At 39.6% G+C, this 10,772-nt stretch carries 13 protein-coding genes; 5 read left to right on the forward strand and 8 right to left on the reverse strand.

What is annotated here, in order from left to right; all coding sequences use genetic code 11:
• Positions 1-29: 29 nt before the first annotated feature.
• The 4 genes from Q1A31_RS01080 to Q1A31_RS01095 all read right to left on the reverse strand — a co-directional run bounded on the left by Q1A31_RS01080 (position 30) and on the right by Q1A31_RS01095 (position 3,999).
• Complete coding sequence (locus Q1A31_RS01080) at positions 30-1,607, reverse strand: MFS transporter (RefSeq protein ID WP_299871068.1); 1,578 nt, start codon at positions 1,605-1,607, stop codon at positions 30-32.
• A gap of 118 nt (positions 1,608-1,725) precedes the next feature.
• Complete coding sequence (locus Q1A31_RS01085) at positions 1,726-2,076, reverse strand: MGMT family protein (protein WP_299871070.1); 351 nt, start codon at positions 2,074-2,076, stop codon at positions 1,726-1,728.
• Between the two features lie 130 nt (positions 2,077-2,206).
• Positions 2,207-2,782 (reverse strand): thioredoxin family protein, encoded by a 576-nt coding sequence (locus Q1A31_RS01090; RefSeq protein ID WP_299871073.1) that lies wholly within the window; start codon positions 2,780-2,782, stop codon positions 2,207-2,209.
• A gap of 149 nt (positions 2,783-2,931) precedes the next feature.
• Positions 2,932-3,999 (reverse strand): DUF1287 domain-containing protein, encoded by a 1,068-nt coding sequence (locus tag Q1A31_RS01095; RefSeq protein WP_299871076.1) that lies wholly within the window; start codon positions 3,997-3,999, stop codon positions 2,932-2,934.
• A 256-nt stretch (positions 4,000-4,255) separates the two neighbouring features.
• Here Q1A31_RS01095 and xrtH point away from each other — a divergent pair, with 256 nt between their 5' ends.
• Both xrtH and Q1A31_RS01105 read left to right on the forward strand, forming a co-directional pair.
• Positions 4,256-4,759 carry an exosortase H gene (xrtH, locus tag Q1A31_RS01100; protein ID WP_299871079.1) on the forward strand — a complete coding sequence of 168 codons (504 nt, stop codon included), beginning with the start codon at positions 4,256-4,258 and terminating at the stop codon, positions 4,757-4,759.
• A 27-nt stretch (positions 4,760-4,786) separates the two neighbouring features.
• Positions 4,787-5,422, forward strand: coding sequence for an exosortase H-associated membrane protein (locus tag Q1A31_RS01105; protein ID WP_299871082.1), 636 nt, complete (start codon positions 4,787-4,789; stop codon positions 5,420-5,422).
• Positions 5,423-5,431: 9 nt separating this feature from the next.
• Here the strand turns inward: Q1A31_RS01105 and tcdA are convergent, their stop codons facing one another.
• Positions 5,432-6,232, reverse strand: a complete 801-nt coding sequence (gene tcdA, locus Q1A31_RS01110) for a tRNA cyclic N6-threonylcarbamoyladenosine(37) synthase TcdA (RefSeq protein ID WP_299871085.1) — start codon at positions 6,230-6,232, stop codon at positions 5,432-5,434.
• Between the two features lie 197 nt (positions 6,233-6,429).
• On the opposite strand from tcdA, the gene Q1A31_RS01115 reads away from it, so the two are divergent.
• A complete protein-coding gene (locus Q1A31_RS01115; RefSeq protein ID WP_131904655.1) occupies positions 6,430-6,936 on the forward strand; it encodes a hypothetical protein in 507 nt (168 codons plus the stop codon).
• A 76-nt stretch (positions 6,937-7,012) separates the two neighbouring features.
• Here Q1A31_RS01115 and Q1A31_RS01120 read toward each other — a convergent pair whose 3' ends face one another.
• The 3 genes from Q1A31_RS01120 to Q1A31_RS01130 all read right to left on the reverse strand — a co-directional run bounded on the left by Q1A31_RS01120 (position 7,013) and on the right by Q1A31_RS01130 (position 9,554).
• Positions 7,013-7,777 (reverse strand): TSUP family transporter, encoded by a 765-nt coding sequence (locus Q1A31_RS01120; protein WP_299871093.1) that lies wholly within the window; start codon positions 7,775-7,777, stop codon positions 7,013-7,015.
• A 208-nt stretch (positions 7,778-7,985) separates the two neighbouring features.
• The gene (locus Q1A31_RS01125) at positions 7,986-8,816 is read right to left on the reverse strand and encodes a sterol desaturase family protein (RefSeq protein ID WP_131904657.1); all 831 of its coding nucleotides are present in this window, start codon (positions 8,814-8,816) and stop codon (positions 7,986-7,988) included.
• A 174-nt stretch (positions 8,817-8,990) separates the two neighbouring features.
• The gene (locus Q1A31_RS01130) at positions 8,991-9,554 is read right to left on the reverse strand and encodes a midcut-by-XrtH protein (protein WP_299871098.1); all 564 of its coding nucleotides are present in this window, start codon (positions 9,552-9,554) and stop codon (positions 8,991-8,993) included.
• 168 nt (positions 9,555-9,722) lie between these two features.
• Between Q1A31_RS01130 and Q1A31_RS01135 the strand changes: the two genes are divergently transcribed.
• A complete protein-coding gene (locus Q1A31_RS01135; RefSeq protein ID WP_299871102.1) occupies positions 9,723-10,541 on the forward strand; it encodes a DUF1989 domain-containing protein in 819 nt (272 codons plus the stop codon).
• Positions 10,542-10,646: 105 nt separating this feature from the next.
• Positions 10,647-10,772 (forward strand): DUF4372 domain-containing protein (locus Q1A31_RS01140; RefSeq protein WP_299871120.1); only part of this gene is annotated, 126 nt, incomplete at its 3' end.

Here is a 10,772-nt window from a genome sequence, read left to right on the forward strand (position 1 = left end):
AACTTAATACTATTCAAAGGGAAACTTTTTTAACTGTTTTGTTTCAGCTCTAACTTCTTACCAGCAATTATTATTAATAATAAAACAGGTATACCCATTAGTGCAGTTATCAGGAAAAAGGTTTGATAACCAAAGGCTTCAACCATAGAGCCTGAATAACCTCCCAGTATCTTGGGTAACAGAGTCATTAGCGAGCTAAAAATAGCGTATTGAACAGCAGTGAATGAAATGTTGGTTAAACTAGAAAGAAATGCAATGAAAGCAGCACTGGCCAGACCCGCTGATAAATTATCTGCAGAAATAACAAGATAGAGCATAGGCAAGTTGTAACCTGTATTTGCTAAAGCCATGAAAAGCAAATTCGTTACTGCGGATAATAGTGCGCCTAAGAATAGAATTTTAACAACGCCAAAGCGCACTGAAAGTAAACCGCCTAAAAAACCACCTGCAATAGTCATAAACAAGCCGAATGTCTTAACCACACTGGCGATTTCTACTTTTGAATATCCCAGGTCTTGATAGAAAACATTGGAGATAACGCCAAGCACAATATCTGCGATGCGATAGAGTCCTATTAAAGCTAATAGCAAAAAAGCCAGTGAAAGCCCGTAGCGCATAAAGAAATCTTGCACAGGGCCTACATAGGTTTCTTTGACCATGGTTTTGTTCACTACATTAGCTTTCACCAAGGCAAAAGCAACTAAAGCGGCAAATGCTATCGCTGCAATAAGACGAATCAGAGAAACAACAAAATTGGCCAGATGATTATTGGCAAAAAGTTCTTTGAGAGTGCTTTTGAAATCATCTGATATATCGCTACTGAAATAAAATGTCAGGATAAAGGCGATCACGATTGCAACAAATAAGAATAAAAACCTTAGATAATCATTCGCAGTGTATAGAGTGGCTTTTTCTTTACTGACTGTAGGTTCGGGGATAAGTAGCGTAGTAATTACACCAACTAACATCACGCCAGCCATGATCATGTAACTGTATTCCCAGGCCTGATAATTATAGGAACCTTTATCAGAACCAAAGTAGCTGGCAAGGAATAAAGCACCAGCACCAGCAACCAGCATGCCAATTCTATAACCGGCGATATAGGTTGATGACATCAGAGCTTGTAAATCTGTTTGCGCAGATTCAATACGATAAGCATCGATCACTACATCCTGGGTAGCCGATGAAAAACCTAACAGAACAGCTGCAACAGCCATTAAGGTGAGACTTCCGCTATCAGTAGGATCAGTCTGCGACATCCATAAAATTGCGAGAATAATCGCAAATTGTGATAACAACATCCAACTACGTCTTCGCCCTAAAAGCCTTGTTAAAAAAGGCAATGGCAGTTTATCCACCAGTGGCGCCCATACAAATTTAAATGAATAACCAAGTGCCGCCCAACTGAAGAAAGTAACGGCCGAACGCTCAACGCCAGCTTCGCGCAACCACAAGCTTAATGATGAGAAAATAAGTAAAATAGGAATGCCAGCAGAAAAGCCTAGAAATAGCATTGTTAACACGCTTGGATTCAAGAATGCTTTTAGAGTGTCTCCCCATGATTCTTTTTTATTAATCGTTTTAGAATCACTGATTGAATCAGACATATTTAGCCCATAGTCGATTGAGTTTGGTGTGAATCATACCTGAAAAGTCACCCTGTGAATTCACACCCCCCTAGTTATAAGGTGTTTTTTCTTATTGATTCAATTTTAGAAAGTAATATTAGTTATCATCACTTGGTCCCCACAACACCTCATCAAGCTCTCTATTCTTATCGGATGTTATAGGAATAACTTTCCCTTCTTTTAATTGAACACCTTCGTTTAATAACAGTGCTTGTTGTTTTTTATAGGGTTCGCTACCTACTTCGAATGCGATAGTACGATCTGATTTAACTACACGATGCCACGGTAGTTTTTCTTCAGATCGACTCATCGCACGTGCTACCATTCGAGCATGTCTGGGATATCCCGCAGCTCGAGCAACTTCACCATAACTCATGACGCGCCCTACAGCTATTTGAGAAACAACTTCCCAAATAGATTTATCGAAAGATTTTTGAAAGGCGGTCATCTTTTTTAATTTTATACACTCTTATTCGAGCAAAAAAGTAAAGGTCATCCCCTACTTTTAATGACATTACGTTTTTGTGGTTTAAAAACGTAAATGGAATTTATGCAGAGCTCAGGCTGTTTTTTTTGTTCTAAGTATATTGAGGTTCGTTACCCGCTTTCCATTTGATATTACAGCCCATTGAAGGTTTTTGCACCACTGGTTGGGGATCACCAGCTAATAATGATTCAGCTGCTTTTATCATATCTTCGCCCGTAACCGGAATCCCAGAATTTGGACGCGCTCCATCAAATTGACCACGATAATATAGTTTATGATTCTCATCGAACATAAAGAAATCAGGCGTACATGCCGCTTGATATGCTGCTGCCGTTTGCTGTGATTCATCGAACAGGTAAGGGAAGGTGTAATCATAATTTTCCACATCTTCAACCATTTTTTCCGGACTATCGTCGGGATAATTTTCTACATCGTTAGCATTGATTGCGATGACTTTTAGACCTCTATCTTGATAATCTCTGGCAAATTGCGCCAGCGCATCTTTAATCAGAATGACATAAGGACAGTGGTTACTAATAAAAGCAATCAAAACGGCTTCATTCTTATAGTCAGATAATGAAACCATATTGCCCGATGCAGGTTCGATTAATGAAAAATCAGGTGCTTGCGTACCAAGTTCTAGCATTGTGGATGGGGTTTCAGACATTGCATTACTCCAAACAAATTATTCAAAAGAAATAAGATAATATATTAAAGAGTGCTTTGCACGAGATTGATGAGAGGCGACGATATAAAAAAGCATAAAAAAAGCCCGAGGTCTTTCGACATTCGGGCTTTTAAGATAATTAAGAACTGTTATTTAATCAACAACGCATTAATTTGATCATTAGACAGTTTCGCTAATTTTACATTACCGTTCTTTGCTTTTACAACCGGACCGTTAGCGCTATTAAGGCTCACGACACTTTCCATTAACTGAGCATTTGATAATACTCTAGGCGCTGCTGCAACTGTTTGAGGAGTTGCTTGAGCCGCTCTTGATTGAGTTCCAGTACCTAGAAGGTTAGCTGCTTGAACTAATTGAGCATGAGTCATTTGGTTTCTGCGAGGCTGAGCTTTATTTGACGCATAATAAGTCTGCGGTGAATTGCCTACGTGCGCTGATGTATAGCGATAGTGGCCAGTGATAGGGAATCTGAACAATACATCTTCCATCTGAGGACCCTGTGCGATGTTGTGAACAATCATCATGCGATTTGGATCCGCGCGACTTGGTCTGTCAACAACCATGCCAATATGTGGTAAATCAGGTCCGACCATCCAGGTAACTAGATCTCCAGGCTTATAATCGCGAGGATTACGTGTGATAGGTAATGCAGCACCTTTACGCTGGAAGAATTTTCTTAAATTGTAAACGCGACGATGATCGATATTGGTATCAGGACGCGATAAACCCCACTTACGTGGATTAGGATAAGAGTTAAAAGCAGTGGTCATATCTTTATGCACTTCTTTTTGTAAATCGATACCCAGTTTACGGTAAGAACGAATTACAACATCTGTACATACGCCAATATTTGCAGGAACATCACCCCATGGATATGCAATTTTCACATAAGAACCATCGTATCTAACGCGTGATTGCAAACGCTGCAAAGCCGCACTAGATAATTTGCGCGAGAAAGGACTTACACTATTATTATAACTCCGTTGATTAGTTGCTTTACGTATATTGCGTTTTGGGGAACGCTTTTCATAAACAACTTGTTCTACTTCAGTTTCTGTCTCAGCAACAGTAGGAACTTTAACAATTTGTTTTGGTGCTACAGTGCTTTTTACTTGTTGTGGTTTTGTGCCCGAACATCCAGTAATGCCAGCAGATATGAGTACAATCGGCATTAATACCGTGATTTTTTTTAACATGGAAAGACCCCTTTTTATTGTTCTTTTTTACAGGATATATCAATATTACTGAGCACAGGCTTAACCATAGAGAATAGTTAAAACAATTTGATATTAATTTCTCATCGAAAGAACGCGCTAAAAGTAGCACGTTATTACGAGATCTCATAATAAAGTTGATTTGAATTATTAAATTTAAAACTATTTCCGTAATTTTTTCACAAAAATAATACGAAAGTTATGCCATACTTTAAACATCCCGATTGTTGGAAAGCTTATGCGTATCTCGTGGTTTGTGTTGGTCTTGGTTGTTTTATTTACCTTGGAATTGCTCGGTCCTGTTCGTGAATACGTTATCTTGCCTTTCACCGGCTTAATCGCATCTGTCAGCGCGGCAGTTACCCAACTATTTGATAGTTCAGTCCAATCTCACGGCATCATTCTTCAAAATATAAATAATGGTACCGCTGTCTCTATCCAGCCCGGTTGTAATGGTGTTGAAGCAATGATCTGTCTGACAGCTGCCATCGTTGCATTCCCTGCCAGCTGGAAACATAAACTCTACGGTTTACTATTTGGTTTTTTAGCGATTCAGGCACTCAATATTGTTAGAATTATCAGTCTCTTTTATCTATTACAATGGGATAAAGAATGGTTTGAATGGGCACATTTATACTTGTGGCAAGCACTCATTATTCTTGACGCATTAATCGTATTTATTGTTTGGGTACGAATGCTACCGGAGCCAGAAGATGATCAAGTAGAGCCTCAAGCGGCTTAAAATTAACATAGTACTGCTTTTAAAAATATGACAAAAGAATCAGACCAAATAATCTCAGTCAAAGGATTTTTACTTAAAATTCTGATTTGGCTGCCGATTACTTTTGTACTTTGGTATTTCTTAACACCAGTTATTCTCTACGTGCTTTCATTTTTGTCAAAAGCGACTTTATCGTTAGTGGCAGGACAGTCTGTTGTCAATGTCGAAGTTTATGAACATGTTCTGCATATCATCACGCCATTTGCTGCTGAAAAAACAAATGATGTGAATCAAGGGCAGTTAGTGTTTGCCATCAATGCCATGAAGTACGGTTATGGTATCGCTTTATTTATCGCGATGTTGTTAGCCACTCCCGACAAACTAGGCAATAAGCTACAGAATTTATACATAGGTATTCTGATTTTACTCATCGTGCAGGTTTGGGGCATAACCTTCGACACACTGCAAACCTTGGTATTTAAATTGGGAATGGGTATTGCAGAAACACTCAACACCACCGCATTTACTCGAGAATTGATCGCGCTTGGCTATCAAATGGGCTATTTAATCTTGCCTGCGGTAACACCAGTTTTGATGTGGTTTGTGATGTATCAAAATCATCTCGAAAAAATGGCGCCTAAATTCGCAAAGATTAAAAAGCCGAAAAAGAAACCTTCTAATTAAAACGATTACTTAAGTTTTAGCTGCTATTTTTTCCAACACATAAGCCACCGCTACAAACCCAAATGTCGCCGTAACCATTACAGATGAGCCTATTCCTCCGGCACAACTTAAATCCGTCAATGCCGCTTCCCCTGTGGGTTTATCGTTGGACATTTCACCAGAGCTGAGTGGGTATTTCAACTGCTCGGAGGAAAACACACAGGGAATTGAAAAACGACGTTTCGTATTTTTTGTAAAGCCATAATCCTGACGTAATAATTTTCGTGTTTTAGATAATAAAGGATCATGTATCGTTTTACTTAAATCAGAGACTTCTATCAAACCAGGATTTGTCTGACCGCCCGCTCCACCAAGAGTGATGATTTTTATTTTATTGCGTTTGCACCATGCAATCATGGCTGACTTAACCCGTGAATCATCGATGCAGTCGACAACAAAATCAGCATCGGTCGATATCATCGCTTCTATATTATCTTGCGTAACAAAGTCATCAATCGTGACAGTCTCACAATTAGGATTAATATCTTTGATTCTATCCGCCATTACATCGATTTTATTTCGGCCCAAAGTGCTTGATAAAGCAGGAAGCTGGCGATTGATATTTGATTCTGCAACGACATCCATATCGATCAATGTAATTTTTGCTATTGCGTTTCTGGCGAGGGCTTCAGCAACCCAGGAACCAACACCACCCACACCAACCACAATCACATGTGCTTGTTGAAATTTTTCTAAGGCAGCCTTTCCATATAAGCGTTGTACGCCACCAAAGCGTCGATTCATATCTACATGTTGATCTGATTTAGTCACTTAAAATAGCTTAAATTATCAAAAATAGAAGCTTAGCCTAGTCCCCATCAATAAAAAAGCATTTGCTGTGTCAAAAGCACTTTGAAAACTCCTGCAAAAAATGCACCAAAAAGTTGCATACAATACTATTTTCTATAAAATAACGACCATACAGTTAATAACTGGGAAGCAATTCATAGCAAAAAGGGGAAGCTTTGATGAATACTCACACAATTAACCACAATGCACTAACTCACTTAATAGAAGCCGGAGCTGTTGCTAAAGCTAAAGCAAATGCTGAAGGTGATACCTGGACATTAACCATTACTGCTGGTGAAACAGATAAAATCGTAATGGCTAAAAACAGTGGTAAAGCACGTGTCTGGAGAAAGCTCGATACGCTCGCTAAATACCTACTGGATATCGGCTTAGGGAATTTTGAAATTAATTTATCCGATTACGACCCGACAAAGAAAAGCCTAAGACGTCCTGATAGCGCGAACACGCTGAAAAAAACCCATGAAGCGCACAAATCTTTCCAAAAACAGAAGGAAGATAAATTAGTAGAAACTACGTCTAGGCTTTCTCCATCTTTAGCGATCAAAACCCAAACACCCACTCCTGAGTTTACCAACAATACGGACAGAGCTATTCAAACGGCAAAAGAAAGGTGGGAAGAAAGACGTGCCAAAATTCTTCAGAAAGAAGATCCTAGAGCTAAATAGAACGGCTTAACATTTAAGATAGTTTATAACATTAACCAAACCCACCCCCCTACTTACAGGGAGTTTTTTAGGCTAATTACATAAACATCTTGATTACATTCGCCGTTAACATAACGGTTAGTACGATAATTAATAGACGGCGGATAAATTTATCTCCACCTTTAATGGCAGAATGGCCCCCTATCCAGCCACCTAAAGAACTTGCGGCAATCATCGGAAGAGCGATTGCCCAAATAACCTTTCCCGCCAGTAAAAATGCAACAGCCGCCCCAATATTGGTAAATAGATTTAAGGGTTTGATGGTTGCGGTTGCTTTAAGTAAATCGAATTTCAGTATTTTTCTTACGGCAATTGCCATATAAGTACCGGTTCCCGGGCCTAAAATTCCATCATAGAAACCAATCGGCGCAAGCGCTGCTATTGCTTTAATCGGTCGATCTTCCGTAGTGCCCAAGTGTGCTTCTGGTTTGTCTCTCAGTACAATAATCAGCGCAATCGGAATACAAATTATAATAGCCCAGGCCAAAAAGGTAGCAGAGAGTTTTAGCGCAAACATCCCACCAACATAAGAAGCCAATAGACAAGGAATTGCAGCATAAGCCACTATTTTCCACTGCACTCTTTTACCTAACGCGTATTTGGCAACCGCAAGTGTAGTGCCAGCAATGGCAGTCACTTTGCTCACAGCTAATGAAGAAATTGGTGGAACACCCGCGAATAATAAAGCGGGAAGGTTAAGCATTCCGCCACCGCCCGCAACAGCATCAACATAACCCGCGCAAAAAGCGACAAGGCTCAAGGCTAATACCCAGTAGATACTGAGCTCAAAAATAGGATCCATACTTAAAATTGGGTTGAGATAATGAAGCAAGAGTATAGGTTATCTATTTGAGAAAACCCTGTAACTTAAATAAAAATACTTAGCGCTCAATATTCTGCTTAAAACAGTTCTGAGTTATTGCCTAATTAACATTACAGGATATTGACCACGAATATTACATAGGGGCTTTTCAAGTATTATAAAAACCTCATGAAAGTAGGGGGGTGGATTAGCTTTTTGGTTTGTAAATAAATGGTGTAATGAACAGTCTGTCCAGACGACTATCTTGATTATCGCGCAATGTTTCTAGACCAACTTCCATTGACGCAATCTCTTCATAAGGCTTTTGCGTGTACGTCCTGAAAAAATAATCAAACCACGGAATCATGTCGCTGTAATTACTGTTGGTGAATTTTTTATCGCTGGAGTGATGCATACGGTGAAAATCTGGCGTCACAATAAACAGTCTTAATACCTTATCGAGCTTTTTAGGCAACACTATATTGCTGTGAGTAAATAAACTAAATGCAGTGTGGGTTAGGTTATAAAGCGCAATAACAATAAAAGGAGCACCTAGAGATAAAATAACAGGGGTTAAAATAATGACATTAATCATTGGCTCAAAAGGATGATGCCGATGGCTTGTCGTCACATCAATTTCGGTATCTGTATGGTGTACCGCATGTATTTGCCAGAGAAATGGAACCTTGTGAAATAGACGATGAATCCAGTAGACCAAAAACTCCATCACAAACAGCAACAGAATAAATACAGGAAGATCAGAAATTTTAAAATGTGATAGAAGCGGAGATTCTGGGACAAAACCAGATATTAACCCATACACGACAATCGAGAAAAATAAGACAAAGAAGTGATTGAATAGCGCCAATCCAATATTACCCAGCCAACGATTGGTCTCGTTCTCATTCGATTTTCGCCGAGGAATAAATCCCTCAATTAAAAAGAAAAGAACCATGCCGCCAAAAATGGCAGCAAATTGAATTTCAGTAAAATGCGTCTGAAACCAGCTTTGGCTTAAATCTAATACTTGGGTTTCCATCGGTTTATGGATGCTCTGTTATATATCTATCATTCACTTGGTCACACCATAATCAACGATAACAAGTATGATTGCAATTAAGATTAATGGATAAAGAAGATCGAAGAATTTTTACCTATCTGGTACCCAAAATTATTTTGCGGGTTTTGTTACTTGCACTTCGCCAAGGTTAACTTAATCAAATTCTAACCTGCAATCCACATGGCAACTCATGTCATCTGAAAGCGGCAGATTTATTGCACATTCTGGTATTCCCTCGATCATTCCAGCTCCAGGAAAATTCCCACAAGAGTTACCTTCAAAATTTAAAATTATGTCTTTTACTTGTTGTGTAACGCCAGAACCATTTTTAATAATAGTAAAAGCTCCTTCATTAAAAATGACATCTCCACCTGCGGGGTTGTCCATCGTTTTGGTTGTACCTACAGCAGCCTGTAAATCAGAAACCGTTTTAAAACCACCAGCCGCCATTAAGGCAGAAGCGCCAATAAGCGCTATGAAGAACTTACCAGCTCCATTTTTTGAGTTTTTAGATACTCGGAAAGCAACTACCATTAAGAGTAAACTTAATAGGATAAGCATTGTTCCACTAAGCGTAGGAACTGCCGTTGTAGCAGTCGGCGACAATGTCACTGTACCACCAGGAACAGCAATTCCCGCAAAAGCCGCTGAAGAAGAGAAAACCATTAAGGTAAAAATAGAGATACATTTTGCTGATAAATTTTTAATAGCAGTCATGGTAGAAATCCTTTTGAGTGTAACAAGCTTTAAATAAAACAAAGCCCGGCAATTCACCGCAAAAACTAACACACACTCTCTATTAAAAGTATTATCCAAATATACTATTGATTAGGTCATCAACTGTATAAGATATACCCAGCCTCTTTAGCAAAAAGGAAATATCTGATGAGTAGAAAACCAATCATTTGTTATAGCGTCGATCAACTTCCACCTGTCGATACTGATTTTTATAACAAGGTCCGCACCAATATGACTAAAGTCGACGAAGTGCTAATACCACCTAGAGATGCGAAGACATTTGAAGTACCCGCAGGTCATGTATTTAGACTCGTCAGTGTTGAAGGGCCGCAAGTGGGCGATTTAAACTTATGGAATCAACACGATTTAAGCGAACGCTTTTTCAGCGGTAAAACACGTCAACTACACGCTAGTCATGTGACCACAGGTGATCGTTTATGGAGTAGCTTGCCCGGTTTACGCCCACTGGCAACTATCACTCACGATACATTGGAATGGTATGGCTGGGATGAAGATGGCGCAGGCATTCATGATGTGATTGGTACACGCTGCGATCCATACACAAATTACATGTTAAACGGTGTAGATTATCATTATTGCTGTCATTCAAACCTCACCAGATCGTTGGCAGAAGGTAGAAATTTAGCGCTTGAAGAAGCCGAGCTGCACGTACACGATGTGTTGAATGTATTTATGTGTACCGGTTTCACCAAAGATACCCATCAATATTTTATGAAAGCCAGCCCCGTAAAACCCGGCGACTTTATTGAATTTTTTGCAGAGATTGATTTACTCGGTTCGATGTCGACCTGCCCGGGTGGTGATTGTGGTAGTAGCCATTCAGACGATGATGCCGCCTGTTTTCCGCTTCTGGTAGAAGTATACAAACCGAATGAAGGAGTTTTGGGAGATTGGAAGCCGGCAGAACGAAATGCTTATTCTGGGACTCATGGCTTAGAAAAGTGATGTCACCCCCACTGCTGTCCCATAGTTATTCAAACTAAAGAAAGCCTGAACTTCAATTGTTATAATGTTTGTACCACCAAGCACTACACATAAGGAGTTCAGGCTTTGGCACATAATAACACTGCGTTTCAGCAACTACTTCAGCCTCTATCGAGACATGGATTTGAGCGATTAGCAAAACAGCACCATACAGGGCAAAAATTACGCTCAGTCTCGCGCTGGGATCAATTC

The sequence above is a fragment of the uncultured Cocleimonas sp. genome, assembly GCF_947495625.1.
Lineage (GTDB): Bacteria > Pseudomonadota > Gammaproteobacteria > Thiotrichales > Thiotrichaceae > Cocleimonas.

Bases quoted from the DNA above. Each gene is read 5' to 3' on its own strand.
- Q1A31_RS01080 (WP_299871068.1), bottom strand. From the start codon at position 1,607: ATGTCTGATTCAATCAGTGATTCTAAAACGATTAATAAAAAAGAATCA.
- Q1A31_RS01085 (WP_299871070.1), bottom strand. From the start codon at position 2,076: ATGACCGCCTTTCAAAAATCTTTCGATAAATCTATTTGGGAAGTTGTT.
- Q1A31_RS01090 (WP_299871073.1), bottom strand. From the start codon at position 2,782: ATGTCTGAAACCCCATCCACAATGCTAGAACTTGGTACGCAAGCACCT.
- Q1A31_RS01095 (WP_299871076.1), bottom strand. From the start codon at position 3,999: ATGTTAAAAAAAATCACGGTATTAATGCCGATTGTACTCATATCTGCT.
- xrtH (WP_299871079.1), top strand. From the start codon at position 4,256: ATGCGTATCTCGTGGTTTGTGTTGGTCTTGGTTGTTTTATTTACCTTG.
- Q1A31_RS01105 (WP_299871082.1), top strand. From the start codon at position 4,787: ATGACAAAAGAATCAGACCAAATAATCTCAGTCAAAGGATTTTTACTT.
- Q1A31_RS01115 (WP_131904655.1), top strand. From the start codon at position 6,430: ATGAATACTCACACAATTAACCACAATGCACTAACTCACTTAATAGAA.
- Q1A31_RS01120 (WP_299871093.1), bottom strand. From the start codon at position 7,777: ATGGATCCTATTTTTGAGCTCAGTATCTACTGGGTATTAGCCTTGAGC.
- Q1A31_RS01125 (WP_131904657.1), bottom strand. From the start codon at position 8,816: ATGGAAACCCAAGTATTAGATTTAAGCCAAAGCTGGTTTCAGACGCAT.
- Q1A31_RS01130 (WP_299871098.1), bottom strand. From the start codon at position 9,554: ATGACTGCTATTAAAAATTTATCAGCAAAATGTATCTCTATTTTTACC.
- Q1A31_RS01135 (WP_299871102.1), top strand. From the start codon at position 9,723: ATGAGTAGAAAACCAATCATTTGTTATAGCGTCGATCAACTTCCACCT.